Annotated in this window: 29 protein-coding genes; 8 read left to right on the top strand and 21 right to left on the bottom strand. The window is 61.8% G+C overall.

Annotated features, from left to right (window positions below; translation table 11 throughout):
* Positions 1 to 2: 2 nt before the first annotated feature.
* From NKJ75_RS18175 to NKJ75_RS18110, 14 genes are all read right to left on the bottom strand, one after another.
* Positions 3 to 1,979 (bottom strand): conjugal transfer protein TraG, encoded by a 1,977-nt coding sequence (locus NKJ75_RS18175; RefSeq protein WP_352463680.1) that lies wholly within the window; start codon positions 1,977 to 1,979, stop codon positions 3 to 5.
* Between the two features lie 27 nt (positions 1,980 to 2,006).
* Entirely contained in the window at positions 2,007 to 3,746 is a 1,740-nt protein-coding gene (locus tag NKJ75_RS18170) for a relaxase/mobilization nuclease domain-containing protein (RefSeq protein ID WP_352463681.1), read from the bottom strand.
* A 243-nt stretch (positions 3,747 to 3,989) separates the two neighbouring features.
* Positions 3,990 to 4,760, bottom strand: a complete 771-nt coding sequence (locus NKJ75_RS18165; RefSeq protein WP_031214327.1) for a lytic transglycosylase domain-containing protein — start codon at positions 4,758 to 4,760, stop codon at positions 3,990 to 3,992.
* A gap of 3 nt (positions 4,761 to 4,763) precedes the next feature.
* A complete protein-coding gene (locus NKJ75_RS18160) occupies positions 4,764 to 5,099 on the bottom strand; it encodes a DUF736 domain-containing protein (RefSeq protein ID WP_352463682.1) in 336 nt (111 codons plus the stop codon).
* A 69-nt stretch (positions 5,100 to 5,168) separates the two neighbouring features.
* On the bottom strand, positions 5,169 to 5,714 hold the full coding sequence (locus tag NKJ75_RS18155) for a S26 family signal peptidase (protein WP_023715503.1): 546 nt from the start codon (positions 5,712 to 5,714) through the stop codon (positions 5,169 to 5,171).
* Positions 5,711 to 6,232: a DUF2840 domain-containing protein gene (locus NKJ75_RS18150; protein ID WP_352463683.1), complete on the bottom strand. Its 522-nt coding sequence runs from the start codon at positions 6,230 to 6,232 to the stop codon at positions 5,711 to 5,713. Before NKJ75_RS18150 ends, NKJ75_RS18155 begins: the two co-directional genes overlap by 4 nt.
* Positions 6,229 to 6,471, bottom strand: a complete 243-nt coding sequence (locus NKJ75_RS18145) for a hypothetical protein (RefSeq protein ID WP_023715501.1) — start codon at positions 6,469 to 6,471, stop codon at positions 6,229 to 6,231. Before NKJ75_RS18145 ends, NKJ75_RS18150 begins: the two co-directional genes overlap by 4 nt.
* Positions 6,468 to 7,628: a replication initiator protein A gene (locus NKJ75_RS18140; RefSeq protein ID WP_352463684.1), complete on the bottom strand. Its 1,161-nt coding sequence runs from the start codon at positions 7,626 to 7,628 to the stop codon at positions 6,468 to 6,470. Before NKJ75_RS18140 ends, NKJ75_RS18145 begins: the two co-directional genes overlap by 4 nt.
* An 18-nt stretch (positions 7,629 to 7,646) precedes the next feature.
* Complete coding sequence (locus NKJ75_RS18135) at positions 7,647 to 7,928, bottom strand: helix-turn-helix transcriptional regulator (protein WP_023808373.1); 282 nt, start codon at positions 7,926 to 7,928, stop codon at positions 7,647 to 7,649.
* Positions 7,929 to 8,068: 140 nt separating this feature from the next.
* On the bottom strand, positions 8,069 to 8,614 hold the full coding sequence (locus NKJ75_RS18130; protein ID WP_352463685.1) for a DUF2285 domain-containing protein: 546 nt from the start codon (positions 8,612 to 8,614) through the stop codon (positions 8,069 to 8,071).
* Positions 8,586 to 8,834, bottom strand: a complete 249-nt coding sequence (locus tag NKJ75_RS18125; protein WP_352463686.1) for a transcriptional regulator domain-containing protein — start codon at positions 8,832 to 8,834, stop codon at positions 8,586 to 8,588. The genes NKJ75_RS18130 and NKJ75_RS18125 overlap by 29 nt, the downstream gene beginning before the upstream one ends.
* 134 nt (positions 8,835 to 8,968) lie before the next feature.
* Positions 8,969 to 9,229 (bottom strand): DNA -binding domain-containing protein, encoded by a 261-nt coding sequence (locus NKJ75_RS18120; protein ID WP_352463687.1) that lies wholly within the window; start codon positions 9,227 to 9,229, stop codon positions 8,969 to 8,971.
* Between the two features lie 175 nt (positions 9,230 to 9,404).
* Entirely contained in the window at positions 9,405 to 9,731 is a 327-nt protein-coding gene (locus tag NKJ75_RS18115) for a DUF736 domain-containing protein (protein WP_023731557.1), read from the bottom strand.
* 610 nt (positions 9,732 to 10,341) lie between these two features.
* On the bottom strand, positions 10,342 to 10,563 hold the full coding sequence (locus NKJ75_RS18110; RefSeq protein WP_352500016.1) for a hypothetical protein: 222 nt from the start codon (positions 10,561 to 10,563) through the stop codon (positions 10,342 to 10,344).
* A 23-nt stretch (positions 10,564 to 10,586) separates the two neighbouring features.
* Here NKJ75_RS18110 and NKJ75_RS18105 point away from each other — a divergent pair, with 23 nt between their 5' ends.
* A complete protein-coding gene (locus NKJ75_RS18105; protein WP_352500015.1) occupies positions 10,587 to 10,856 on the top strand; it encodes a hypothetical protein in 270 nt (89 codons plus the stop codon).
* Positions 10,857 to 11,513: 657 nt separating this feature from the next.
* On the opposite strand, the gene NKJ75_RS18100 is transcribed toward NKJ75_RS18105, so the two are convergent.
* Genes NKJ75_RS18100 through NKJ75_RS18090 form a run of 3 tightly spaced genes read right to left on the bottom strand, consistent with a single transcriptional unit; the run spans position 11,514 to position 14,718 of the window.
* Positions 11,514 to 12,827, bottom strand: coding sequence for a four-carbon acid sugar kinase family protein (locus NKJ75_RS18100; RefSeq protein ID WP_352463689.1), 1,314 nt, complete (start codon positions 12,825 to 12,827; stop codon positions 11,514 to 11,516).
* Entirely contained in the window at positions 12,820 to 14,103 is a 1,284-nt protein-coding gene (locus tag NKJ75_RS18095; protein ID WP_352463690.1) for a RuBisCO large subunit C-terminal-like domain-containing protein, read from the bottom strand. The genes NKJ75_RS18100 and NKJ75_RS18095 overlap by 8 nt, the downstream gene beginning before the upstream one ends.
* Before the next feature lie 45 nt (positions 14,104 to 14,148).
* The gene (locus tag NKJ75_RS18090; protein ID WP_352463691.1) at positions 14,149 to 14,718 is read right to left on the bottom strand and encodes a putative glycolipid-binding domain-containing protein; all 570 of its coding nucleotides are present in this window, start codon (positions 14,716 to 14,718) and stop codon (positions 14,149 to 14,151) included.
* Positions 14,719 to 14,853: 135 nt separating this feature from the next.
* Between NKJ75_RS18090 and NKJ75_RS18085 the strand changes: the two genes are divergently transcribed.
* The 6 genes from NKJ75_RS18085 (at position 14,854) to NKJ75_RS18060 (ending at position 20,278) form a co-directional block, all read left to right on the top strand.
* The gene (locus tag NKJ75_RS18085) at positions 14,854 to 16,212 is read left to right on the top strand and encodes an aminotransferase family protein (RefSeq protein WP_023807799.1); all 1,359 of its coding nucleotides are present in this window, start codon (positions 14,854 to 14,856) and stop codon (positions 16,210 to 16,212) included.
* The gene (locus NKJ75_RS18080; RefSeq protein WP_352500014.1) at positions 16,205 to 16,609 is read left to right on the top strand and encodes a hypothetical protein; all 405 of its coding nucleotides are present in this window, start codon (positions 16,205 to 16,207) and stop codon (positions 16,607 to 16,609) included. Before NKJ75_RS18085 ends, NKJ75_RS18080 begins: the two co-directional genes overlap by 8 nt.
* A 73-nt stretch (positions 16,610 to 16,682) precedes the next feature.
* Positions 16,683 to 17,648, top strand: a complete 966-nt coding sequence (locus NKJ75_RS18075) for a TRAP transporter substrate-binding protein (RefSeq protein WP_196814118.1) — start codon at positions 16,683 to 16,685, stop codon at positions 17,646 to 17,648.
* Positions 17,649 to 17,701: 53 nt separating this feature from the next.
* Positions 17,702 to 18,223, top strand: a complete 522-nt coding sequence (locus NKJ75_RS18070) for a TRAP transporter small permease (RefSeq protein WP_023807797.1) — start codon at positions 17,702 to 17,704, stop codon at positions 18,221 to 18,223.
* Between the two features lie 2 nt (positions 18,224 to 18,225).
* A complete protein-coding gene (locus NKJ75_RS18065; protein ID WP_352463692.1) occupies positions 18,226 to 19,509 on the top strand; it encodes a TRAP transporter large permease in 1,284 nt (427 codons plus the stop codon).
* Between the two features lie 16 nt (positions 19,510 to 19,525).
* A complete protein-coding gene (locus NKJ75_RS18060) occupies positions 19,526 to 20,278 on the top strand; it encodes a GntR family transcriptional regulator (protein WP_081725514.1) in 753 nt (250 codons plus the stop codon).
* Between the two features lie 393 nt (positions 20,279 to 20,671).
* Here the strand turns inward: NKJ75_RS18060 and NKJ75_RS18055 are convergent, their stop codons facing one another.
* Entirely contained in the window at positions 20,672 to 21,061 is a 390-nt protein-coding gene (locus NKJ75_RS18055) for a universal stress protein (RefSeq protein WP_352463693.1), read from the bottom strand.
* Between the two features lie 42 nt (positions 21,062 to 21,103).
* Between NKJ75_RS18055 and NKJ75_RS18050 the strand changes: the two genes are divergently transcribed.
* On the top strand, positions 21,104 to 21,376 hold the full coding sequence (locus NKJ75_RS18050; protein WP_352463694.1) for a hypothetical protein: 273 nt from the start codon (positions 21,104 to 21,106) through the stop codon (positions 21,374 to 21,376).
* A gap of 660 nt (positions 21,377 to 22,036) precedes the next feature.
* On the opposite strand, the gene NKJ75_RS18045 is transcribed toward NKJ75_RS18050, so the two are convergent.
* The 3 genes from NKJ75_RS18045 to NKJ75_RS18035 all read right to left on the bottom strand — a co-directional run bounded on the left by NKJ75_RS18045 (position 22,037) and on the right by NKJ75_RS18035 (position 25,215).
* Positions 22,037 to 22,384, bottom strand: a complete 348-nt coding sequence (locus tag NKJ75_RS18045; RefSeq protein WP_352500013.1) for a VanZ family protein — start codon at positions 22,382 to 22,384, stop codon at positions 22,037 to 22,039.
* Positions 22,385 to 23,134: 750 nt separating this feature from the next.
* The gene (locus NKJ75_RS18040; protein WP_352500012.1) at positions 23,135 to 23,377 is read right to left on the bottom strand and encodes a hypothetical protein; all 243 of its coding nucleotides are present in this window, start codon (positions 23,375 to 23,377) and stop codon (positions 23,135 to 23,137) included.
* A gap of 1,427 nt (positions 23,378 to 24,804) precedes the next feature.
* Positions 24,805 to 25,215 carry a TadE/TadG family type IV pilus assembly protein gene (locus tag NKJ75_RS18035; RefSeq protein ID WP_023708223.1) on the bottom strand — a complete coding sequence of 137 codons (411 nt, stop codon included), beginning with the start codon at positions 25,213 to 25,215 and terminating at the stop codon, positions 24,805 to 24,807.
* Positions 25,216 to 25,219 lie beyond the last annotated feature (4 nt).

Below are 25,219 nucleotides of genomic sequence, written 5' to 3'. Positions count from 1 at the left end.
CCTCACATATCCACGCCGTCGCCGGGGTCGAGCGACGCCTGCCGCGCAACGCCTTGCATCAGGCGCGTCAGTCGACGGTTGCGGGCAACCTCGTCCTCTACATCGTCCAGGTCGATCTCGAATTCATTCCCGGTCGAAGGCTTCACGACCTGCTCGACGCGACTGAGCTCGGGTTGCCGACGACGCTCGGAATCAGTTGTGTCGTCATCCGTGGCCAACGGCGCCGACATGGCTTCGGCAATCTGCGGACGGGAAGGCAGAGGCAGTCTGGTCCAGTCGTCGGGCCTCCCCTCCGCCGCCGCTGCCAGCACCGGCGGCGGCAGGATACGCTCCCGGAGGCGAGCATCCTCATGATAGCGCGCCTTTTTGGCCCGGATCGGCGGAGCACCCGCGACCATGACAATCTCGTCGGTCGCCGGCAGCTGCATGACTTCACCCGGCGTGAGCAGCGGGCGAGCCGTCTCGGAGCGGGAGACCATGAGATGACCGAGCCACGGCGACAGCCGGTGGCCGGCATAGTTCCTCATGGCCCTCATCTCGGTCGCTGTTCCCAGCGCATCGGACACCCGCTTGGCGGTGCGCTCATCATTGGTCGCAAAGCTTACCCGGACGTGGCAGTTGTCGAGGATCGAGTTGTTGGCGCCGTACGCCCGCTCGATCTGGTTGAGCGATTGAGCGATGAGGAAGCTTTTCAGGCCGTAGCCGGCCATGAAGGCGAGCGCCGACTCGAAGAAATCGAGGCGGCCAAGCGCCGGGAACTCGTCTAGCATCAGGAGCAGCCGTTGCCCTTTCGCCCTCACCTGCAGATCTTCGGTCAAGCGGCGGCCGATCTGATTGAGGATCAGGCGAATGAGCGGCTTGGTCCGGTTGATGTCGGACGGCGGCACGACGAGGTAGAGTGTCGTCGGATGCTCGTCGATAAGGTCGCTAATGCGCCAGTCGCAGCGGCGCGTGACCTCGGCCACGACAGGATCGCGATAGAGGCCAAGGAAAGACATGGCGGTGGAGAGGACGCCAGAGCGCTCGTTGTCTGATTTGTTCAACAGCTCCCGCGCGGCGCTGGCGATGACCGGGTGCGGACCGGCTTCACCCAGATGCGCCGTTTTCATCATCGCAGACAGCGTCGATTCAATCGGACGCTTTGGATCGGAAAGGAAACCGGCGACGCCGGCAAGCGTCTTGTCCCTCTCGGCGTAGAGGACGTGCAGGATCGCGCCCACCAGCAGGGCATGGCTGGTTTTCTCCCAATGGTTCCGCCGCTCGAGCGAGCCTTCCGGATCGACCAGAATGTCGGCGATGTTTTGAACATCGCGGACCTCCCATTCGCCGCGCCGCACCTCGAGCAGCGGGTTGTAGGATGAGGATTTCGGATTGGTCGGATCGAACAGCAGGACACGGCCATGCCTGGCACGGAAGCCCGCGGTGAGCTGCCAATTCTCTCCCTTGATATCGTGAACGACGGCGGAGCTCGGCCAGGTCAGCAGTGACGGGACGACGAGGCCTACACCCTTGCCGGAACGTGTGGGCGCGAAGCACAGCACATGCTCCGGTCCGTCGTGGCGCAGATAGGCGCCGTCAAACCGGCCGAGCACCACTCCATCGGAGCCGAGAAGGCCAGTTGCCTTGACCTCCTGCTTGTCGGCCCAGCGGGCGGAGCCGTAGGTCTCGACCTTCTTGGCCTCGCGAGCCCGCCAGACCGACATGCCGATAGCGACGGCGACGCAGGCGAAACCGCCGGAAGCAGCGATAAAGGCTCCCTCCACGAAGATCGACGGCGCGTAGGCATCGAAGCCATACCACCACCAGAAGAAGGACGGCGGAAGGTAAAACGGAAAGCCCAGGACATGGAACCAGGGCCTGCCGAGCTCGGGCTGGAATGCCAGGCGCCAGGCCACCCATTGCGTCGCGCTCCAGGTGGTGATCAGCACGATCATCAAGACCGCGAGGATCTGGCCCCAGAGAATCTTGGTGGCGGACATAGAAGCGGTCCTTTCTTCAACATGAGGTTAGAGGCCGAGGCCTCGCTTGCGGCCGAAGCTCCAGTCGATGCCGCCATCATCGCGAGCGGTGCCCGAGACGTGGCGGCCAAGATGTTTTTCGAGGGACGGCGTCCAGGGCACCAGTTGGAACCCGAGGCCGTCATCGATCGCGGCGAAGCGGCCCGACGCGAGCGTGAAGCGCTGCCGGTAGGAACCGGTGACATATTCGCCGCCGCGGGCGCGGTTGAAGGGCTGGCCGGTTTCGGCCGAGAGCTTTTCGCCGAGCGTCTCCAGTTCGCGGCGACGCAGCGTGTCGATGAGGCTGCGGGTGAAGGTTGTGCGTTGGCCATGCCGCTCGCCGAGGCCCCGTTCGACCAGATGGTCGGCGCGGCGCTGCATCGCCTGCCGCACCTCGGCGCCGAAGCCGCCTTCCGACAACGCAGTCGGTTCGCGGGCGATGTTCTGGCGGTCAAGCCAGGTCGCGCCGGCGGCGGTGACCTGCCGCTCAATATCGAGATCGGAACGGACAGCGAGTGCTGCGCGCCCATGTCCCTGCGCGTCATGGAACTTGCGCAGCTCAACGATGGAACCCGGAGCGCTGTCGCCGGCGGCATCGAGATCGGACAGCTTGATATGATGGGTGCGGCCGTCGGTGCCATCGACCACGGCGTAGGCACTGCCCTTCAACTCGTCATCGAGACCGCGGTCGACCAGCCGACCGACGATCGGCGTGTCGAGGCGCTCCGCCGCCAGCACATAGGTCGCCGAGCCGCGCTCGATGCCCTGCTCTGTCAGGGCGCGGTGCATCCGCTTGATGATGTCACCGCGCTCGCCAAGCTCGCGCAGCGTTGCCTCGGCCTTGTCGTCGATCATCCATTGGCCCGGGCCGACCTGTTCGGCAAGGCCAAGGGTTTCGAGCTTGCGCACCCGCCCGACCTTCAGCACGTGTAACTCATCGGGCTGAGCGTTCGCCGGGGACCCAAGATCGACAACGCCTGTGTCGCCGCCGTCGCGAACAAGCTGCCGGTCAAGCTGGGTCCAACGTTCGGCCTCGACCTGACGCTGCAGATTGCGGCGGATGTCGAGATCGGTGCGTAGGCCGAGCTCCTGGGTGACGAGGTCAGCGGCGCGGGCGCGCATCCCCTCCTTGATGTAATCGCGCGAGATCACGAGATCCTGCCCGTCATCAGTCTGGCCGCGCAGGATGATGTGAAGGTGCGGGTTGTCAGTGTTCCAGTGATCAACGCCAGCCCAATCCAGTTTCGTGCCGAGGTCCTTTTCCATCTGCCCCATCAGATCGCGGGCGAAGGATTTGAGGTCCGCCATGTCGGCGGCATCTTCCGGCGAGACGATGAAGCGGAAGTGGTGCCGATCATCGCCGCACCGCTCGGCAAAAGCACCGCCATCCACCTCCCCGGTCTGCGGCCCGAACAGCCTGGCCTTCTCCCCGTCACGGGTGACGCCCTCGCGGCGCAGATAGGTGAAATGGGCGGCAAGCGGCGCGGCGCGCGCGTGATGGCGCACCAGCCGTGTCTTGATGATCACGGCGCGCGAGCGGCCGGTGAGGAGACGATTGGCGCGCACGCTCGCCGAGCGGCCACGCCCGAAGGTCGAGCGATTGCCCGGGCTGATCCGGCCGGAGCGAGAGATGCGGGCGCCGGCCTTCTGGGCGGCGGCAAGCGCCTGCGCGATGAAGGGTCTGGCGCGCTGGGCACTGGGCGAGCGGATGCGGCCGGGCCGGATGCGGAAACCATCCTCGTCAGTCATCGTGAAGATCCGCACATCGTCTCAAGGCACCGAAATCACAGGTGAAACGGTGTTCCGGCGAGGCGCGCGAAACCTTCGCACCTCGCGGAAATCCTGCATAACCTATTGAAACAGCAAAACCGATCGACGCCGCACCTCGCGGCCTTTTATCTCGCCATCTTCCGGTTGTTCTGCCCACCTTCCGCCTCCACCCACGCCATGGTGCGCTGGAGCTTGCGGTTGCGCGAAGACGCCCATGTGCGCTCATGGCTGTATCCCTTCGCCCGCTCGCGCCACGAAGAGGCCTTCGGACAGCGGCACGATGGCGGACACATCGCGCACGGTGGGCGCAGAGCTCGCGTCATTTGGTGGTCGCTCGGTTGGCACCCGAGCGACAGCTTGTTTGCGATCCGGCTGACCGACGAACAGCGAGCCGCGCTTCCAGGGAATGGCCTCGACAGACGTAACGGCGAAAGGGCGCATACCCTCGCTTTCACCGATCAGGGGCGCAAATGCGGCGACATAGGCGCGGGTCTCGGCCGGTAACGGACGCCCAGTGAGGTAGGCCTGGTAGCGTGCAGGTCCCGCATTGTAGGCGGCCAGAAATCCCGGAGAGCCGAAGCGATCGTGCAGTTCGCGCAGGTACGCCGTTCCAGCCAGGATGTTGTCCCGGGGATCGAATGGATCGCGGCCAAGCGACCAGCGGGCGCGCAGATAGTCCCATGTTCCGGGCATGATCTGCATCAAGCCGCGGGCGCCTGCGCTGGACACGGCGCGCATATCGCCCGCACTCTCCTTGCGCATGATGGCGCGGATCAGCGCGGTCGGGACGCCGAAGCGGTGCGAGGCTTCTGCGATATGCGCGCCGAACGGATCGCGTTGAGAAGACCGGGCAACGGCCAGGTCCTGCGCCACTGCCGCCGGCATGACGGTCGCGACGGACAGGCCGCAAAGGAGGAGCAGAGCCATGCGCCAGGCAGCGCGAAGCGGCCCGGGCGCACCGCGATGGCTCGTCGACGGACGGCGAGCGCGCATCGTTCAATCCTTCTCGCTGCGGTCGCGCGGCCGCGCCCAGTGCAGCGACCAGGACGTCTTGTCGTCTCCATTGCGAAAGAGGTTCGCGCGTATTGGCTGCGCGAAGGTCGGGTCGTCGAGCTGGATCGAGACATAGTCTCCGGCCTTTTCGCTGGAGCGTTTCCAGCCGGCGCCGATCTCGGGGCCGTCCTCGCTTGCGGCGTGAACGCGGTAGTCAGGCGCATTCTCCGTTTCGCTCGCCTCTGCCGCCACAATGGCGATATCCAGGTTGAGACTGAGCGTGTGGATGCGCCCGCCATAGCCAGTCTTCTGGCGCGTGAATTCCCCGATCTGTTGCATGTCTGGCTCCTGTTTTCAGTTGTGCGGTGATGAAGACTGGCGCCACGACGCGCGCCGTTGGTCGCGCGCTCACCGCGTTGGCGCGCGCCATTCGAAGCGGCCGTTGCCGTCCTCGTCTGTCCACAGCGGAACGGCGCGGCCGATGATCCGTCTGGTGGAGAGGAGGCCGAAGTAGCGGCCGTCGAAGCTGTCGCGGACATGCCGGTTCATCAGGAAGACTTCGCCGCTCGCGATGCGGCGGCAACCCTGCCAGACCGGCAGGTCACGACCGGCCCGGTCACGCGTCAACGCCATCCCCGCCTCGTTTCCATCGACCGTGATGGTGAGGTTCGAGCGACAGACCCGTTGCCCCGATACGCCAAGGATGCGCTTCAGGAGTGGCACGCCCCTCGGCAGATAGCCGCGATCGGCGAGGAACGCCGCGAGCGGCTCGGGCGCGTCGACGGCCACAAGATCGGTGACCTCGAAGGGTCCGTCGAAGTCGATCGTGTAGAAGCCGATCGGTGCGCTGGCTGACGCATTCCAGATGAGCTTCGCGGGCATGGAAGTGAGGCCGGGATAACCGACGCCCATGGTTGCGATAACGCTGGCTAAGATGATCCCGGCGCGCGTCACGGCTCAGTCCTCTTGCGCAGCAGGAAGGCACGATGTTGGTCGAGTGTGTAGCTGCGCGGCGCATGGCCGGCGGTTTTCCGGTTGTGGATGTGCCGCCAATGATCAGGCGACACCAACTCAGGCTCGATGCCGAGGCGCTGGATGGCGTCAATCGCCTGCAGCACGCGTTCGACCTTGGGCCAGCTCTCGACCTTCAGCAGGATGTCGCCGCCGGGTCGCACGAAGGGCAGCGTCTGATAGGCTTCGCCAGACGCGACCGCACGGACGATATCGATGCGTGAGAAGATCGTTCCGAAGTCGTTCGCGGCCCAGCGCACGAATGCGAAGACCGTGCCGGGGCGAAAGGACAGGATGCGCCGGCGACGATCAACGATCTGTTCGCGGGCGTGCGTGCCGAAACGGATCCAGTTCTCCTGTCTCTTCTCGACCCAGGTCAGTTCGACATGGACGAGATCGTCGCGAGCGTGGTGCGTGGCCGGGAACGCGTCGCGCATGCGGGGAGCCGCGATGCCAATCATTTCGGTTCTCCTGATGTGGTGGGAAATTCGCGCGCGAGCCTCGCGCGCAGCGTGTCGGCGACGATGATGTCGTGCTGGAGAGCGGCGATGCGGTCGCGCTCCTGAGCCGTCAGCTCGGTGGTCGGGCGCACGACGAAGGTCGCGAACTTATTTCCCTTGGAGGTCAATTCACGGGCGAGATGCAGCGTCAAAGTTGCATTGCCAACACGGCTCTTTTGATTGAGGGGTGCGGCGCTCATCGGGTGGCTCCCGAGCGCGGATCAAGCGGCGGAGTCGGACCTTCGGAAGCGCTGGTTGCCGTGATGCGACCGCCAGAAACCGATGGCGCATTGGAGGTCTTGTCGGTCTCTATCCCGAGTGCGTCGCTGGTTCGGCGGATCAGCCTCTGCACATTGCGCGCGCGCTCTTCAAAGTTAGAATCTGGGTTAGAGTCTAAGTTAAGGGCACGATTTCGGCTTTGCTTTCCTAGGGTTAGGCCCCGTTTCGGTTCCTGATAGCACGAGCCTGCGGTTCCCGATGGCACGATAGGTCCGGTTCCCGATAGCACGAGGCCGTCCACAGGCCTTCCACAGGAGCCGATCCGCTCGAAGGCAAGCAGAACCCGGCCGCCCAGCTCCACTTCGAGGAAGAGCGTGTAGCCGGGCAGCGGCTGGCGGCGGATGATGTCGCGCAACTCGAAGGCAAAGCGCTTGTAGGGCGACAGGCTGCCGGATTTTTGGTGAAGGTGGCGGAAGTCGAAGCGCCAGCCATCGCGCTGGCGTCCGCCATGCTTGCGCACCAGCCGATAGAGCCAGCGCTCCAGCCCGCCAGTCAGGTCGAAATAGGCGCGATCGATCGTCAGCACGAGCGCGTCATCGAGGACTGCCTGGTAGAACCAGTCGGGGACGATCAACTCGATCCCCGCGGGTTTGCCATGGCGATCGATGCGCTCCTGCCACTCATTGATCCATGAGAAGCGGTGACGCCGGCCTTCGGCGGGCTGACGAATCGTCGTCGAGACGGTGGTCGACTGCAGCCGGTCAAGCCCCGCCTTCAAGCGCTGATAGTCGCGCAGGCTCTTGCCCCGGCCCACGAACATGAGGATCTCATAGGGCGTGGCGGCCATCAACCGCGAGGTGCGAAGGCCGGCGTCGCGCGCCTCGACGATCTGGCTTGCGGCCCAGATCAGGATGTCGGCGTCCCAGATGGTCGCCATCCCATGATCGGGTACGGCTTCGACCCGGATCGTGACGTTGCCGGCCGTGAAGTCGATTGGCGCGGCTCGATGGGTCTTGGAAAGGGAGAAGAACGGATAGGCCATGAGATCCTGCGCGTCTCGTGGGGCGAAGTCGCCAGGCAGCGCCTGGAACAGGTCGAGTTGCCCGCGCTCCGAAAGGGATTGGTTTCGCGCCACCATCTGGAAATCCGCGCGCGGTCAGCGTGCGTATCGTCCGCCATGCGCCGGCGGCGTCGGTGTATGACGCTTGGCCGGCAGGACCGACCCACGCGGATCGGATGTCGAGGTGACGGCGCCGCGTTCGGCCCAGGCCTGAAGGTCGTCGACGGCATAGACGACGCGGCCGCCGAGCTTTCGGTAGGAAGGACCAGTGCCATAGGTCCGGTGCTTTTCGAGCGTGCGGGCGGACAGGCTGAGGAAATCCGCAGCTTCCTTGGTGCGCAGGAAGCGCGGCGGCAAAACGGCGATATCGGGTCGCATGGGTCGAACCTCCGTGGGTTTTGGGCAGCCGCTGGCGTTCAGCGGTAGACGGAGACCACGGTGGCGGAGAGTAAGCTTCGTCAGGGATGGGGAAATTGAGGGGGGTTAAAACTCCACCCCTTTTGCGCGGCCAGACCCCGCTAGGATCGGCGGCGATGACGCAGGATTTGCAAATAGCCGCCGCCGATCATGGCGGTGGCGCCTTCGACGAGACCGATCACCGCATCGCGCAGCGCGGAGGTCTTCCAGGGATCAGCGGCGACGCGCTCAGACCCGTATAGGGCGACGCCAATGTCGCGGTAGCTCGCGCCGTTGGCACGGGCGTCTGCGGCCTGCATCATCAGACGAAACCGGCGGCGCTGCTGTACTGTCATACGGGTGTCCGAATGTGTGGGGCGCCCCTGCAAGGAGCGCCAGAATCGGGTGAGTGCTTCGATCCGTCCCAACGTTTCTGCATCCAATGGGATCAGCGCCGCCAGGTCGCCGTGCGGGTCACTGCCGGGCAGAAGGAGAAGTTGGGTCGCGACACCTGCACTGTGGACAGTGTGACGTCCTTCCGGGCTGTCGCGGAGCACGCCCAGGGCGGTCAACGGCGCCGATCGCAAGGAAGACAGGAATTCCGGCGCCGGCACGAGAGAAACCACAGCTGGATCGATGTCAGGCGACCAGAGAATGTCTTGCGCCAAGGCGGACAAATCCGGCCTGGCCGGGAAATCGTAACCCCCACAGCCGCTGTGTCTCAGGCTGGAAGGGTGCTTTTTCGGCTCTTGTGGTCAGGAGCGCTTGGTAGTGCCGTTGATAGGGTTCGTGACGCCGCAGACACTCCCAGGCGAGCCCCTCGATGGGCAACGTATCGAAATAATCATAGCTGTCATTGTCTCGCCAATGCGACGTATCCGGCCTCATCCAAGAGCTCCTCGCAAACAACGCATAGACCCCGCCTGCAAACGATTCCGGGTTGTAGCGATTGGCGGAAGACCCTCGCCGGGCATCGGGTGATGCCGCTCCGGCATCACCCGGGAACCGCAGGCGCTGTGGTGCTAGTTGCCGGGCCGACGCAAGAGATGACGGTAGCCTGCACGCGCCATCCAGCGCGCTCGCGCCAGATGGCTGTCATGGATGCGCCGGGCGCGTTGCGGCTCCTTCGTCAGATCAATGCCGAAGAGAATTTCGACCACCTCGCGCCAGTCCGCGCCGTCATCGGCGGCGTCAAGCAGGCGCATATAGAGCTTGACGTGTTCCCGATCGTATTCGGTGAGTTCGTCACTGGTCGGCGCGGTTTCGCCAAACGGCTCGATCATCGCTTGCCTCGATTCCCAGAGTGAAAGCCTGCATTTTACAGAACAATTCTGCCAACGGAGGCCGGTTGATCAGCATCAGGCGATGCGGCTTCGGCATCGCTCTCGGCTTGAGTGAACCGAACCGGACCGTCCGCGGAAGAGGCCCCGGCCTTCCGGCCGGGGCCAGCGCGGGTCCTCAGTCACCCCGCCGCGCGTTCGGGCGGGACCAGATGAGCGAGAAACCCTCACCTTCCTCGTCGTCGAAGAGGTTGGCGTAGATCGGGGCGTTGAAGCTCGGATCGTCGAGCTTGAGGCCCAGGTAGTCGCGGCCCTCGTTGGAGGTCTTCGACCATGCGGCGCCGATCTCGGCGCGGCCGACCAGCACCCGGTGGCTGGGAGCGTTCTCGCCAGTGGCGCGGGTGTCTGGGACGATGCGCACGTTCTTGGCCTGGACGCTGAGGGTGACGATTTCACCGGTGAATTCGTTCGAGGCGGACTTCTTGAAGGTGCCGATGGTAGCCATTGTAAGTCTCCGTTTTCTGTTCCGAGCCCGCACCATGCGGCCTCGATGGCGATCACTTGGCCCGAGGCGACCGACGACGCATCGCTTGCGACCGGAGCAAAGCGGAGGACGGCGCAGGAACGGCTTTCTTGTCTCGCGAGGAATGGCGGCGCTCGGGGTCCCCATGCGCTTGCGGCATGGGGTGGGCGCCGGCAGGGGAAGAAAGTCGAGACGCGCCGTTGCGGCTCAGGCGGTCGAGGCTTCAGCCGTCCTTCGGCCAGATCAGCCCATTGAAGAGGCCGTTTGGAGCGCTCTTGGGACAGATTGGCAACGGAGACGTTGGCATGCAACGCGCCTCCTGCACTTCGCTACAGGCTTCACCGCATCGCCCTCGCATTCCAGGCACAGATTCCGCGCACCTGCAACGCCGCCGCGACCGCCCGCTGCCGTCCTGCTACCGACTGGTCGGTCTGCCATGGGCATCGACTGAAGAAAGTCCAAGGCCATAGACGGGGCCGCGCCGGCACGTGGCCGTTGCTCGATTCTGCCCTGGAACCCGATTGCTCCAGCCACCGATAATGAGGTGGCTAGGCCTTCCTCGGTCTGGTCCATCCGCCTCGTCCGCGCGGGTCTAGGCGCGAACCACGTTCCTGCCGGATCCGTCGGCGGCTGTCATGCCCACCACCCGGAGATATGCCGTGACGCCGACGACGGCGGTCGCGCCAATGACGGAAAAGACGACCTGCCAGGTTTCCGAAGTCATTATGTGCTTCGCGATGCCATGGGAGGCATGGCAGCCGGTAACGATCGCAGGCGCGATGAAGACCAGCGTGATCGCCACCTTGGCCCACATGGGGCTGACAACGCCAAGGAGGATTGGCCGACGCCGAGCGTCAACCCGGCTGCGAGGCTTCCGACGAGGATCGCGTCAAGCCAGCCGGCACCGGTGTTGAATGCCCACGTGCCTGCGCTGACCCCGACGAACAACGGAAGGACGAAGATAGCAAGGTGAAGAGCAACCAGCACAGGATGCCGATGGCCCGCGGTACAAACGAACATGCCGAGGATCATCATGGTGGTCTCTCCGAGAGAATAGCTCTGGCGATTGCGCCTTCCACCACCACCTCGGCGCAGCGCAGAGCATAGCAACGAAAAGCACCGGCGAGATGCCAAAGCTCTGTTTCGCCAGCGGCAATGTTCGCCCCGTCCTGGGGCGAACGGTCGATTTCGCCGACGATGGCGGTGTCGTCGCCGTCATACTCGTCCGTGGGAACGACGAGAGAGTGCCATCGCCGGCACGAAAATGACGATGGCTACCATGAGGTGGCAGCGAGGCTGAAGGCGAAGACCGCAATCACCGCGAAGGCGAAGCCGGAGCGGCGGCACGCTTCGCGCAGTCCGACCCCTTGCGGGTTGATGGCGTCAGGCCGTCGGCTGAACCAAGGATCAGCGTCGTATGGCAGGGGTGGTGCTGTGCTCCTGGAAGTGAGGGCCGATCTCTCGAAGCCGCCCGCCCCATTCCTCGCGCACGAACGCTGCACCTCGGCTCGAAGCGTGTCGAAGACTGATGTCCCTGTTCGGCGGAAAGCCGTCCACATTGCGCCTGGGGTGGTCATCGGGCGCCAGTTTCGAATGACCGAAGTGGGGCCGAAACCAGACTTACGGCTTCGAGGCTCGGAATGTCAGGAGCGGACGTTCAGCCACCCTGCGTCATCGACCTGAGCTGACCAAGCTGGCACGAACGGAGTGATACGATCGCGCCAGAAGCGATCATTTTTCTTGCTTATCGAGCTGCACAAAATGTCAGAGATCCCTCACCCGGCAGAAAAAGTCGTCCGCGCCCATTTGACCGCCCTTCAACGCAAACTCTATGCGCCCGCCCTGGCGGAGCAGACCGTAGCAAAGCGGCGCACCGGGAGAGATAGGCGCAGCAATCTGCAGCGCGGTGATGCCAAGCGCTCGCGTTACAGTCCCGGAGGTGTCGCCTCCAGCAACTGCAACCCTGGTGAGCTTCAAGGAATCTACGGCAGCAGAAAGTATGCGCCCCAGTCCGACGCCAATCCGTTCGGCTTCCGAGCGCAGGTTTATGTCGCCGTCGCCAGGGAGCAAGTCGGGCTCGCCATGTGCGGTATAGACAATCGCGGATCTTCCCCCTGCCAATGCCGCCAGTGCGGTGTTGGTCGCCTTAGTGCAAGCCTCCTCCCAGGCTTCCTGATTTGCGAGCGCTGCGGCTGAAACTGGAATCGGTGTAAAGCCGGCACCAACCGCGACGTCGATCTGGCGCGCTGTAACTGGCGAGCAACTGCCGGAAACCACAAGGATCGGTCCGCGATGGCTTGGGTTTTCCGTCGGCGCTGGCGCGACGGATCGAGTCTCCGCCGACATAATTGGCGACAGAGCTGTTTCTACGGCGCTCGACCCGATACAAAAGACGGGTGTGTCCCGGCTTTGCTTGCCAAGCCAATTCCCAATCGCAGTGAGTTGATCAGCAGAAACGGTGTCGAACAGGATTGCCCTCGTATCGCCATCGATGACTGGCCAGTTCCCCGCCTCCATATCGATTATGCTGATATGGTCGATCGGGATCTTCGTCTGTGCCTTGAGATGCAACCGGAGATCAGCCTCCTTCATAGGAGTTACGGGGTGCCGGGCCATGACCGGATGACGATCGATCCGATGAATGGTCGGCGCCGACCCTGCGCGAGCGAAGAGGTTGGCAAATGCCACGAACCTACCCAGACGCGGGGCGCCGACCACAATAGGTACGCTGCCGCCGCCTAGCGTTGTCAGTCCGATTTCCATGGCCCTGCCAATGCTGCCCGTTTCTGGTGAGGAATCAAAGGTCGAGCATACTTTGTAGTGAATGATACGGGGCTTCAGATCCGCCATCCACCGGAAGGCCTGCGGCAATTCCTTATCCATCTCGGTAGGGGACATGGCGCGGGTGGTCCCTGCCAGACCAACGGCCTGCACACCGGGAAATTGAGACAACACATCCTGCGACGGATCGAGAATCAAGACCGCGGCGACACCGGCAGCTGTCAACGCATCGAGTGCATCAGTGGAGCCTGTGAAGTCGTCTCCATAGAAACAGAGGTATGGATTGGTGTCAGCCATTGCCAGTTGCTCTCATCTGCCTGAGATTTCCGAAAAAACCGATCGAGCTTGCCAGCGCCTCGTGTGAGCGGGCGTAGTCAACAAGGTCTATGCCGAGCCTTGCCGCCTCCCAGGCCTCACTTATGGCGCGCACGCCAGCCGCAGGACCGAGCGGGTGCCCAAGGATTCCACCGCCGGCCAAGTAAATGACATCGTCACTGCCGAATGCCTTGAATGTGACGGGTGCCTGGCCGCCCCATTGGCCTGACGAAATCACCGGCATGATCGGCGCGTGATCGCCGAATGGGCCAAGACACGCTCGTGCTGATTGGGTGACGGTAGCATCTACTTCGGAGAACTTTCCTTGGATGCCACCGATATGGATCTGGTCGATGCCGGCTAGGCGCCACAGCTTTTGATAGGCCGTAAAGCTCAATCCGAGGGCGGGGTGCCTGGTCAACATTCCCCAGCCGGCTCGATGGGCATGGATCGGCAGCGAGGCGTGGCGCCGCAATTGGGCGATGGCGGCAGGGCCGCAGGCGTTGAGCGAAACCATGACGCAGGTTCCACCGCTGTTGGCGACCAGGTCATGATTGCGGCACATGCGGTCACCGTCGTCGCTGATGTTGAACGCGTACATGACTTTGCGGCCGTGCCTGTCGGCCAGGCGATCGAGAACCGGGGCGATCGCCTCGACGCGCTTCGAGAACGGCGCGGATGGAGGATCGGTCATGCATTCGTCGTCCTTGATGAAATGGATTCCGGAATCGCCGAGCATCTGCACCAGATCGGCGATGGCTGCGGGTTCAAGTCCGAGTTTCGGCTTGACAATGGTGCCGATGATTGGGCCCGAGACGATGCCACTCAATCGACGCGTTCCGGAAATGCCGAAGGCCGGCCCCGGAAACCGGTCGGCAAAGCTCGCGGGGATATCGACATCCTCAAGTCGGACGCCGGTCAGTTCCTGCAGCTCGAAGAGGTTGCCGAGCAGGATGGCGAAAAGCGATGGAAGGTTCGGGCCGAAATTTTCGACAGGGAACGATATAGTGGCTATCGCCCGGCTGCACCGGGAGCGTTCGTCGATGCCGGGCAGCGATGTTGTCAAGCTTGGAGGCGTGTCCTCGGCGACGACACGCAACTCGTCCACACGGCCGCCGAAGCGTTCGATGATCTCGTCTGTCTCTCCGGCGACCCGGGTGAAGGAGCCGATCGACTGTTCGCTTGCCAGCAGCTCGGCGGCCCTGCCGATGTCGATTGGAGATTCCAGCAGATAGGTGCATCGGATACGATCGGGCACAGGCTCTTCTCCGCGGCAAAAGCCGCTATTTGAGTTCGTTGACAGTTAGACTTGCGCCGAGCCATCGCCCGGGGCGCACCGCTTGAAAAGGCTCGGATAGTCGCGGACGAGGCCGTCCTCATCGACATCGAGCTCGGCTTGGAAGTTTCGGAAAATACCTTCGTAGCGGTAGCGCTCACGGGGCTTCAGGCAGGTATAGGCCTGCTCGGCCGCCGCCACCTCGAGGGAAGGAATGGCGATATAGGCGACCCGGATCGGCCGACGCTCGCCTACAGCGAGCCGTAGTCGCCGGATCGGCAAGGTGTTGGTGAAGGGTGTCGCGGAAATGTCGACATCGATGCATCCGGCAAGATCGGCACGGATGATCCCGTTGGCGTCCCGCCATTCGCCGCGGCCATCCGCTTCGAGGCGTATCTTGCCGCCTCCGACGATGTCGATCGCCACCTCCCGAACCGTCCAATCCATTGCGCAGCGGAGGCGGTAGCGCATGCCATAGGCTTGCCCTTGCCGCTCTCCGATCACTGTGCCGTCAGCGGTAACGCCGGCTGCGTCGCGATCGAAGACAAGGTGTTCCAACCCCAGCCCATTTTCCGATTTCCAGCGAATGACACCCACATGAATCTCCAGTCTCAAACCTGAAACATATAATAATTAATTATTTTCTATTGACAAGAGCGCCCTCTCGCTTTCATTTGAGGATGACTTGGGCAATCGGCCCAGGTGCATCTCAAAACGAACCAGGGAGCGGCCATGACCGTATTCTCCAGGGACTACTCGGTTGCCCCGATACGGATATCGCGCGGCGAGGGCGTGTTCATTCATAGCGACGACGGCCGGGTTTACCTTGATGCGATGGGCAGCGCTGGGGTCGTCGGCATCGGTCATGGGAGAACTGAGATCGCCCAGGCTCTTGCCGACGCCGGCGACAGCGTCACCTTCGTCTATACAGCGGGGTTCACGCATCCCTGGCAGGAGCAGCTCTCGGCGTCAGTGCTCTCGGTCGCGCCGAAAGGCATGGCTTCGGTGTATTTCGTCTCGGGTGGCTCGGAGGCCAACGAGACAGCGGTCAAGCTCGCCCGCCAATATCACCTGGAGCGGGGCGAGCCGCGACGCCACAAGATCATCACCCGGTGGCAGAGCTACCATGGCGTTACCCTCGCCACGTTGGCGATGTCGGGTCGAACCAGTTGGCGCAAGCCCTACGACCCGTACATGTTGCCGGTCATTCATATCGCACCGCCCTACGAATATCGTTGCGCATACTGCGCCGACAAAAACGGTTGTTCGCTCGATTGCGCCGACGAGCTCGAGAAAACGATCAATCTCGAAGGGCCGGAAACGATCTCGGCCTTCTTCGCCGAGCCGATCATCGGAACGACGTGTTCAGGCGTCGTGCCCCATGCTGGCTACTACAGGCGCATCCGCGAAATCTGCGACCGCTATGGCGTGCTGTTCGTCGCCGACGAGGTCCTGACCGGCTACGGCAGAACCGGCACCCCCTTCGCCATCGAGCAATGGGGCGTGCTGCCGGACATGATCACCGCCGGCAAAGCGATCGCCAGCGGCTATGCGCCACTTGGCGCAGTGATCGTCAACGACAAGATCACCGAATTCTTCCGCTCGGGAAAGCGCCGCTTCGTCCACGGCTTCACCTACAGCGGACACGCCGCCTCATGTTTCATAGGCCAGAAGGTCTTCGAGATCATGACGAACGAGCAGTTGTTCGCTCGCCCCGGAATCATCGGACAATATCTCTTCTCCCGTCTGGATGCTCTGCAGCAGCGCCATCCCTGCATCGGCGAGGTTCGAGGTCGCGGCCTCTTTGCCGGCCTGGAGTTCGTGGCGGATCGCAGTTCGCGCGCGCCCTTCCCGGAAGATGCCGGCTTCACAGCGATGCTGGCATCGGAGATGCGCAAACGCGACGTCATCATCAACCCCGGCGTGCCGGGCGTCAATTTCGGACGTGGTGGCGATCACATCCAGATCAGCCCGCCCTTCACCATCAAGGAATCGGAGATCGATCAGATCGTCGACGCGCTGGACGACGTGCTGACCGCAATGCCTGACGCCTTTCGCGAGAAACCACCGCAGCCCAAAGGAGATGTCTGATGCTGAAGAGCGAGATTGGAAGTGGCGTTGGCGGTCGCGTCATACTCATGGATTCGATCACCAAGGTGACACCCTGGAAGATGAGGGCGCCATCGTTGTGTCCGCCTCTCATGGCGGAGCCAGTTCGGGGGAGTTTGCCCTGGCCGTGCCGCTTGGTGGCGTGTTTTTCAACGATGCCGGCGTCGGCAAGGAAAATGCGGGCATCGTCGCGCTCGACATGCTGCAGACCAAGGGCATTCCGGCAGGCGCCGTCGCTCACATGAGTGCGCGCATCGGCGACTCCCAGGACATGTGGGACAACGGCGTCATCTCCTATGTAAACGCGGCCGCTCGCGCGCTTGGTCTGGCGCCCGGATCGAAACTTCGGGCGGCCTTGGATGACCTCATTTCGCGTTGAGACGCATTACGCAGTGCAGGCCGGCAACGCGGACAAACCGCTTGCCGGAAACATCAACCAAAGGGGAACCACGATGAAAGCAATTCTCAAGACTGTCATAGCCGTATGTCTCATCTCGACGGCGAGCATCGCGTGCGCCAATGCAGAACTCCATATCCGCGTCGGCGGTACCGGCACCCCGGAGTCGCCCGATACGAAGGTCATCGAGCTGTTCAAGCAGCAGGTCGAGGCGGCGCTCGGGAAAGATGTCACCGTCGAGCTGTTTCCGGCATCACAGCTCGGAACCTGGAGCGAGATGGTCGAGCAGGTCAAGGGTGGAGTGCTTGAATGCCTTTATGAAAGCGTCGGCGACCTTGGCGACTTTGCTCCGGCGGCCAACATCGAAGGCGTGGCTTATCTCTACCGCGACGATGACCATTTCTTCCGCATCTGGCGCGGCCCCGTCGGACAAGAGATCCTGGACACAATAGCGAACGAAGCCGGCTTCCGCGTACTCGGGCCGGGATTTCGCGGCTTTCGCCAGTTTCTGGTCAAGAAGCCGGTCGACAGCCTTGCCGACCTGCAAGGCATGAAAATCCGCGTGCCGGGAATCCCTGCCTATGTGACCTCCATCCAGGCGCTCGGCGTCAGCCCGACTTCCGTCGCATTCGAGGAAGCCTATGCAGCGCTCCAGCAAGGCGTCGTGGACGGGCTCGAACAGCCTCTGGTCGCGATCAAGGATCATCGCTTCTACGAAGTGGCCAAGCATCTGGTTATGACCAACCACATGGCCGAAACGATGGGTTTCATGTGCGGTGAGCCCTGGTACCAGAAATTGGATGCCCCAACCAAGGCAGCGATCGGCAAGGCTGCTGACGCTGGTGCCGACTGGTATCGCAAATACACCAAGGAGAACACAGACCAGATCATCACCGAACTGAAGGCGGCCGGCGTGGTCGTGCACACGCCAAACCTTGATGAATTCGCCGAGCGAGCCAAGACGGCGACGTTCGATGCGAAACTTCAGCCGATCATCGACAAGATCCGCGCGGTTCAGTGAGCGATCAATGCCTGCCCGTCACTCGTGTGGACACCGTTCCATCGGAGAAAATCATGTCGAACATGCTGCGCCGGCTCGGCGACGTTTTGAGATCGGTGTTGGGCCACGCGGTGGCTGCGCTTCTGGGCGTCATCATCATACTCGTCTTTGTCCAGGTCCTCGCCCGCTACATCACTCACAGCTCGACCTTCGAATTGGCCGAACTATGCAGGATACTTCTCATCTGGCTGGTGTTCATCGGCGCCGCTGTCCTGGTCAGTCAGCGTAAGCTGATCGTCATTGATCTCATGCATGGCCGGCTGAGCGGACGGCTATCGAATAGTCTCGGCATTGGGGTCGACATTCTCACGGCCATACTTCTGGTCGCGTTCGCCATCTACGCGGCGCAGCTGATCGACGTCGTGAAACTCAAGATAGCGCCGGCCACCGGCCTTTCGTACCGCTGGTTCTACATGCCGCCTATCGTGTTCAGCGTTTGCGGCCTGTTCTTCATCGTCGAACGCCTCGTTTGCGGCGCTACCGATGATGCCACCGAAGTCGAGGATTCCGTCGCTTACGCTCACAAGGGATTGTGACAATGGTAATGCTTGCAACGCTTTCGATCGTATTTTTCGCGCTGACCATGTTCGCGGTCCCGATCGCCATTGCCATGGCGCTCGCCGCACTCGTCGTCATCCAAATCTGGGGCATGCCCGGCTTCCTGTTCGCGCAGAAAGTGGTCAACGGCATGGATTCATTTCCCCTGCTGGCAATCCCGTTTTTCATTCTGGCGGCGTCGGTGATGAACAGTGGCGGTGTCACCACCCGAGTCATAGACCTGTTTGCCGGTGCCCTCGGCAGGGTGCGTGGCAGTTCCGGCATCGTCAACGTCGGAACCAACGTCTTTCTCGCCGGAATATCCGGGTCAGCCGTCGCCGATGCGGCGGCGAGCGGGGCGTTGCTCATCCCCGAAATGAAGAAGGAGGGCTATTCCGGCGCCTTCGCGGCCGCGTTCACCGCCGGTGCCGCAATCATCGGCCCGATCATCCCGCCCAGCATCCCACTGGTCATCTACGGGGTGATAGCCCAGGTCTCGATCACACGGCTTTTCGTCGCTGCCTATATTCCCGGCCTGATCATTGCCGCAGTGCTGACGGCCTACGTTCTTTATGTTGCGCGCCGCCAGAACCTGTCGTCGCGCGGCAGCATGGCCTGGTCGGAACTGGGTTCCAAGTTTCGCGTCAGCGCCTGGGCCTTGAGCATGCCGATCTTGTTGATGGTGGGCGCCAAGGGCGGCCTGTTCACGGTCACCGAACTCGGCGCGGTTCTGGTGTTCTACGCCATCTTCGTGGGTTGGGTGATCCACCGCGAATTCAAATGGCGGCAGCTACCGGGGATGCTCACCGATGCCGCCCTGCAGACTGCCAACATCATGCTGGTCGTTGGCGTGAGTTCGTTCGTTGCCTATCTGATCGTCATCCATGGAATTCCAAAAGACATCCAGTCGGCATTGCATAACAGCGATCTTGGGCCGATCGAATTCTTGCTCATCGTCAACGTGGTTTTCCTGATCGCGGGCATCTTCCTGGATTCGACCCCGGCGACAATCATATTAGTGCCGATTTTCCTGCCTGCCGCTCTCAGCTTCGGCGTCGATCCTACCCATTTCGGACTCGTCGTGGTTCTCAATCTGATGATCGGTCTCATTCATCCGCCGATCGGCCTCAACCTGCTCATCACCCAGGCTATCTCACGGGCTCCGATGAAGGAGGTGGTCTGGGAGAGCCTGCCAATCATCGGCATCATGCTGGTGGTTCTCGGCGTCATCACCTATGTGCCGCAAACGGTGTTGTGGTTGCCCGAACTGATGGGGGTAAATTGATCTGTCATTGTCTGTGATGGCTGGCGGAACTTGCCAGCCCTCCACATTGTTGATTATTCATAATCATCGGATGATAAGGGACATTATGGTTCGTGCAATTGCTGCAGACAGGCCCGGCCTGGACGTTGTCGTCGCCGACGGCATCCGTGAGAAGATCCTCAGCGGTCAGCTTGCCGCCGGTGCTCATCTGGTCGAAGCAGATTTTGCGCGTGAGTTCGAGGTGAGCAATGGCACCATCCGGTCAGCCTTGAGACATCTGCAAGGCGAGGGACTCGTCGAATTGAAGCCACGCAGGGGTGTCTTCGTTTCTGCAATGGACCCCAGCGACGCCTTGGAGCTGTGCACCTTGCGTGATGCTCTTGAGGCGCTGGGGGCTAGCTTGGCCGCACAGAATGCCACCAAGTCAGAAAAAGATGCGCTGCGAAAGCTCATGACGGAAATGCAGGGCGCGGTGAAGAAGCGTGACCGGACTGCATGCATGATGCTTGACCTGTCCTTCCATAGGCTTGTCGTCGAGATGTCAAAGCACAAACGCCTCATACAGACGTATGGACTTTTGGAGGCACAGATACGGTTGTTCATGGCGCTGACCGAATCCATGCATGTCGATCTTTTCGCGGACATGATTCCGATCCACGAGCCTATCGCTGAAGCGATATTGGTGGGCGACGCAGAAACCGCTGGCCGTTTGTCTGCCAGGCACAACCAGGTCGACGGAGAGGCACTGGCACGGAGCCTCGCTCAAGAAGCTCATTTGAAATCGGCATAGTCGCTATCATCTCGACTGGGTAGGATTCGCGGGCCGCCAGTTTGCGGGTACTTGCGAAAGACGGCCGCGACCTCCGGCGCGGACGCTGGTAATGTCCGCTTTAAGGCCGTCGCAAACCTAACTGCAACGACCGAGATTGGGCGCAAAGCAGACCTTCCGGTTGGCTTCCCAATGCGGACAGAAGGCTTCGTCTCTTTCCTCCCTAGTGGGACTTTGTCGCATCACGAGATCGGTCACATATCGAGAGTTTATTGCCGAGAAGAGGCCAGCGCTTGACACGCGGCGACTCCCTCTGGCCTGCCGGCTTTCGTCATTCAGAAAGCCGAGCAATTGGCTTTCTGTCCGCTACGCGGACCACTCCTCAACCCCCTCAAGGGCCCCTCAAGGGGGAGATCAAGCTCCACCCGTTCCCGACCGCAGCTCTTCCCTGCCCTCGTCATCACGGCGCAGCCTGGAATCGGAGATCAGCACCACCGGGCACGGGCAGCGCTGCAGCAGGCCGGTGGCCGTCTCGCCGAAGAAGAGCTCCTCGCCGGTGCGCCGCGCCACGCCCATGACGATCAGTGCCGCTCCCCTGCCCGCCTGGCGGGGAATGGCATCGGCGGCGGCGACGCGGCTGCGGATGGCGGTCTCGATTTCGACGCCAAGCGGTCGGCAAGTGCTACGATATCCTTCAGCACCGCCTCCCTGCGGCGATGCGATATGAAGTCGCGGCCGCCTCGTCCGCGAGCACCTTGGCAGGCGCTTTCTTTTCGCGCGATATTGCTTCGTTTTCCTTTCCATTCGAGGGGGCTCAGCGTGTGAGGCGCAAGCGGGAGGGTCGGGATGCAGATTTTCGATCACATCGAGGCGCTGCTGGATGCGGGTAAAGTCTCGACGGCACTTAAGGAAGTGCGGGCGCTGGTGCATCAATTTGGGCCCGGGTCCAATGTCTTGGCGGGCGCGGTCGGTGACCTCATTATTGACCTGTCGACGCTATCATTCGTCGCCGATGCTTACGGAGGCCGCATCGCAGAGGCGGCGCGCATTTTGGCCCGAAAAAGACTATTGAAAATCAAGTTGCTCGCACCTCGTCAAAGCGTTGAAGCGGTCAGCTAGAGATTGGTGGTCGCTACGAAAAACGTGTAGACCTGCTCGGTGCTCCGACGCATCGAAACCTCTCGCCATCATCGGTTCCGTACGGACGAAAGAGCCGCCTGACCCTGCGACCAGATGAAAGCTTGGACTTGCGGCAGACCGCAAGCAGTTGGAGCTTGAATTGCCGACACACTCTCAGGAACCGTTGCCGGGATCGCACTCCATTGGTCGTCGGCCCAGATCCGGCGCGCCTCGCTTAAGGTGCCGGTCGAATATGGCCAGCTTCTCTTCGTAGCCGAGCCGCACTCTGGACCTGCAGCTATCGCATTTGAAACCGGCAATCGTTTTCAGCCAGGATCCCCTTCTCACCATAGGGCGTGAACAGGAGGGGCATTGGAATTCTAAAGGTACGTCGCGCAGTTCGTTTGATAGAGGCACTGTGCATGTTCTCCTCAGCGGCACGGCCACTGCAACAAAGTAGAAGGAGAAATGTTTCCGGCTTCGGCCATTTGCGCGAAAGAATCGGACCTAAGTCTAAATGGTGAGCGGCCTGAAACCCATTCGCCTTGCCATCGGCCTTTGCGTCGGAAATTGAAATAGCGAGGGTGATCGAAGGCGGCCCCGGGCGTGAGGCTGGCAAGTGGGGCCAAGACAGCGGCGGTAAAGCGGAGCCTGTGACGATCAAATAACCGGTTTGCCCAGAATCTCGTTCACCCAGCTCATAGTTCTCAGCCCGTATGCCATTCCGGCGCAGTCGGCAAACCAGTCGAAGACACTCATGTCACGGCCTGTGACGCATTGAAGGATTTCGATCGCTGCGCCCGTTAAAGCAAGTAGAACCGCCAGCCGGACCACCTGTTGGGGCCAGCCGAGGCTACCCAAAGCCGACAGGGTGGCGAACGCGGCGGCGTGGTTGAGCTTGTCGTGATGAGACGTAAGGGCCAATCCGAGGGCGTGCAGCAAGTGGTCTGGCAATAGCGCGAGCAACAGGACGACCGCCAACGTGGAGAGAAAGGCAGCCCTTGCCATGCGCTGATAAAAGCTCCACTGCGGCAATCTATCCGCAGCACTCCCGGTTCCTAGTTCTCGCTTCCGATACTGGTGCACTAGGCAGAGCTCCAACCTGCATCTGAGCTACGAGCGCGAACAACTGGCATGCTTAACAGGCCTCCTGATGTCATCAGGAAGTTGCATGAAACAGCCTATGTCACTCTGGATGGTTCCATAGGGCGCTGCGAATGTCGCCCTCCATTGTGATGAGGCCGAGGGTTTCCTGCCGAAAAGACGCGGCGGAATAGGCGAGCCATTGGTACCGCTTGCGGCCAGGTGCGATGCGTATCGTGCTGGGCGGGAGCGGAACTCTTCCAGCCTTGGCCCGGCTGTCTGTGCACCCTGATGTTGGGCAGCCGGGCCGACGCCCTTCTGAATTCAATTATCGCCGGCGTCGCGGCTAACAGACGAAACCGTTATTTAGTCTGGTCATCCCTGCCTTGGTGATCTCGCCTTTACAGATTCCAATCCTGGACGCTAGGCCAGCAGCGGCCACTCGCTGCTGTCCAATCACCAAGCCCCAAACATCAGGGCGCGGTTATATACAAAAAAGCCGGCCACCTTTCGGCAGCCGGCCAGTGCAAACAAGGAAGGGAACGTTGCACTGATGGGGCAGTGCACCGTCCGAAGCGTTTCCAGGCGACAATGTTCCACCGATGAGAGAACAAAGAAGGCTTCACCGCCAGCGCACATTCCCCTTAGCCGCGCTGTGTTGCCGTCGCCTGGTGTCTAAAGGCCTTTAACCAGCCACGGATCGGTGTCGTATCCGAGGCGCGGCTTTTCCGGCGTTCCATCGGCCGGCAATTTGGCGGTTCCGGTCGGCCTGCAGTCCAGCTCGAGCACCTGCTTCTTGGCCGACTGCTTCGTAGAGCAAAGGTCCGTGGCGTGACTCACCACCACCTTCTTCTCCTTGGCAACAGCGACACCAGTCCCAGCGATCACGATCGCCGCGCAAAACACAGCTAATCTCATCATACTCCCCACCGTTGCTCCTCCCCAAAAACGCTGAGCATGACGTTACGGCACATTTAAATTAGCGCAAGCGAATATTAGCTGCCTAGTCCCTTCACATCGGCTCTGGTCGCCTCCCCCTTGCTGCCGGCGCCTTGCGATACCGGCAGCGCGATATGGTAGGATGGGCGCATGCCTGCTCATGATCGGAGGGCCGATGTACATGACTTGACCTACATCGCAGAGGGCTGCAACCGTCAAGTTTCCCAAGTCGTCGTGGCGATGAACGATCGCGTCGAGGATCGCTTACTAAGCGGCGTTTACTAGGTTCCGCTGGTCTAGCCCTGCGCGATCACACCATAACCACGTGATGACAAATCAGCCATGTGTGTGGCGCGGCGGGCTTGTTCCACTTGTGGCCGGCGCCTACCCACCCGGGTTCCCCAACCATGGCGTCGGCCATTTTCGTTCTCTCAGCGAGTATAGGCCTTTGCTATCGGCCTATGTGTTGGCCTTGGATGGCGAGATCGCGGTTAGATCGCCTCGTTCGTTTGGATGTTTCGCTGGCGTTGGCAGGAGGCGCATATGTTCGCCAGCCGGCGGATACCACACCGCCCCACCGGTCAGGCCCAGCGCGTCCGCTGCAAAGTCCCCGCAGACCGCTGCTGGGCCGCTGGCGGGCAGCGGCTACTTGCTGACGATCCAATCCACCAAGCCAGTTTCGATCAGCTCGCACCCAGTGAAATCGCGCACCAGGGCCTTGGCTAAATCGCGCCATTGACACTCAGGCGTACCCGTTTCCCCTACTAGGGCTCGGAATGCAGAGCGGAGAACGTCGGCTTGAAAGGCGGAGACGGCAACAGTAGACGGGTCGGCATCTTCCCAGCCTAGCGCCACGTCGCGACGACGTGACCAAGGCGCTTCAGAAGCTCGCGTGAGGCTCGGATGGCCCTGCGCGATTGATCCATGTCCCGGCGAAATGTGGCGGGTTCCGCCATGGACTTCTGGCGCATCAGCAAGGTGGCCGTAGTGGCCGCTCGAGCGATATCTATGGGCGTTGCAACCATCGCAGCCTCCCAGAAAAGGCAATGGCAAACGACACATTAATAAGCTCGCCGAAACTCTCTCCGCAATGAAAAGAGTTGTACGAATTTTACCAACCCGCACCCTTTCAGTGATGCCGGGCCGCTGCTGTCCTCGCTCTTGTTCTGTCATCGTAATGAAGGACGACATCTCCGAGCACCCGTAGCACACCTGTTGCATGGAAAAAGCTGTAGGCGTTTATAGGTGCCCGGGCACTCCGCCATTTGTTTGCGTTGTGGAGCGGGACAAAGCAGGTTTCCTCACTCAGGCCGCCTACCGTGAAGCGGGGCACAAGCCCGACTTCGACGCATTGCCTTGGGAAGCTGAATACAGGGCCGCCAACTCAATGAAAGCCGGTCGTACGCCTAGCTAGCAACCAGGGGCACCGTGACGGTCGTGGCGTAATTTATCGGATACTGGTCGAAATACGGGAAAGCGATGACGAAGGCATAGCTGGCGGTCAGATGCGCCATCTTGAAACCGCCGCTGGCAGGGTCGGTCGCGATCGTCACAATGACGTTCTTCAGACCCAGGTTCACCAATTTCTGCGTGGCGATAGCCTGGATGTCGCTCTGCGAAAGCGTGTTGTTCAGCTGCAGCGCCCGGGAAGAGGTTTCCAGTGTATAGCGGACGGTCGACACGGCATTCATGGCCCAGCCGAAGGCGAAGATTCCGAACAAAAGCATCACCAGGAAAGGCGCGATCAAGGCGAATTCCAGCCCGGCTGCGCCGGAGCAGTCACGGCGCCACCTGGATCCGATCCTTTCAGCGGACACGGAT

It is taken from the genome of Mesorhizobium sp. M0058, from assembly GCF_040323095.1.
Lineage (GTDB): Bacteria > Pseudomonadota > Alphaproteobacteria > Rhizobiales > Rhizobiaceae > Mesorhizobium.
The sequence above is the reverse complement of the archived record's forward strand: the minus strand, read 5'-3'. Positions and strand labels throughout refer to the sequence as shown.

Bases quoted from the DNA above. Each gene is read 5' to 3' on its own strand.
- NKJ75_RS18175 (WP_352463680.1), bottom strand. From the start codon at position 1,979: ATGTCCGCCACCAAGATTCTCTGGGGCCAGATCCTCGCGGTCTTGATG.
- NKJ75_RS18170 (WP_352463681.1), bottom strand. From the start codon at position 3,746: ATGACTGACGAGGATGGTTTCCGCATCCGGCCCGGCCGCATCCGCTCG.
- NKJ75_RS18165 (WP_031214327.1), bottom strand. From the start codon at position 4,760: ATGCGCGCTCGCCGTCCGTCGACGAGCCATCGCGGTGCGCCCGGGCCG.
- NKJ75_RS18160 (WP_352463682.1), bottom strand. From the start codon at position 5,099: ATGCAACAGATCGGGGAATTCACGCGCCAGAAGACTGGCTATGGCGGG.
- NKJ75_RS18150 (WP_352463683.1), bottom strand. From the start codon at position 6,232: ATGATTGGCATCGCGGCTCCCCGCATGCGCGACGCGTTCCCGGCCACG.
- NKJ75_RS18145 (WP_023715501.1), bottom strand. From the start codon at position 6,471: ATGAGCGCCGCACCCCTCAATCAAAAGAGCCGTGTTGGCAATGCAACT.
- NKJ75_RS18140 (WP_352463684.1), bottom strand. From the start codon at position 7,628: ATGGTGGCGCGAAACCAATCCCTTTCGGAGCGCGGGCAACTCGACCTG.
- NKJ75_RS18135 (WP_023808373.1), bottom strand. From the start codon at position 7,928: ATGCGACCCGATATCGCCGTTTTGCCGCCGCGCTTCCTGCGCACCAAG.
- NKJ75_RS18125 (WP_352463686.1), bottom strand. From the start codon at position 8,834: ATGAGGCCGGATACGTCGCATTGGCGAGACAATGACAGCTATGATTAT.
- NKJ75_RS18120 (WP_352463687.1), bottom strand. From the start codon at position 9,229: ATGATCGAGCCGTTTGGCGAAACCGCGCCGACCAGTGACGAACTCACC.
- NKJ75_RS18115 (WP_023731557.1), bottom strand. From the start codon at position 9,731: ATGGCTACCATCGGCACCTTCAAGAAGTCCGCCTCGAACGAATTCACC.
- NKJ75_RS18110 (WP_352500016.1), bottom strand. From the start codon at position 10,563: ATGTGGGCCAAGGTGGCGATCACGCTGGTCTTCATCGCGCCTGCGATC.
- NKJ75_RS18100 (WP_352463689.1), bottom strand. From the start codon at position 12,827: ATGGCTGACACCAATCCATACCTCTGTTTCTATGGAGACGACTTCACA.
- NKJ75_RS18085 (WP_023807799.1), top strand. From the start codon at position 14,854: ATGACCGTATTCTCCAGGGACTACTCGGTTGCCCCGATACGGATATCG.
- NKJ75_RS18080 (WP_352500014.1), top strand. From the start codon at position 16,205: ATGTCTGATGCTGAAGAGCGAGATTGGAAGTGGCGTTGGCGGTCGCGT.
- NKJ75_RS18075 (WP_196814118.1), top strand. From the start codon at position 16,683: ATGAAAGCAATTCTCAAGACTGTCATAGCCGTATGTCTCATCTCGACG.
- NKJ75_RS18070 (WP_023807797.1), top strand. From the start codon at position 17,702: ATGTCGAACATGCTGCGCCGGCTCGGCGACGTTTTGAGATCGGTGTTG.
- NKJ75_RS18065 (WP_352463692.1), top strand. From the start codon at position 18,226: ATGGTAATGCTTGCAACGCTTTCGATCGTATTTTTCGCGCTGACCATG.
- NKJ75_RS18060 (WP_081725514.1), top strand. From the start codon at position 19,526: ATGGCTGGCGGAACTTGCCAGCCCTCCACATTGTTGATTATTCATAAT.
- NKJ75_RS18055 (WP_352463693.1), bottom strand. From the start codon at position 21,061: ATGGAAAGGAAAACGAAGCAATATCGCGCGAAAAGAAAGCGCCTGCCA.
- NKJ75_RS18050 (WP_352463694.1), top strand. From the start codon at position 21,104: ATGCAGATTTTCGATCACATCGAGGCGCTGCTGGATGCGGGTAAAGTC.
- NKJ75_RS18045 (WP_352500013.1), bottom strand. From the start codon at position 22,384: ATGGCAAGGGCTGCCTTTCTCTCCACGTTGGCGGTCGTCCTGTTGCTC.
- NKJ75_RS18040 (WP_352500012.1), bottom strand. From the start codon at position 23,377: ATGAGATTAGCTGTGTTTTGCGCGGCGATCGTGATCGCTGGGACTGGT.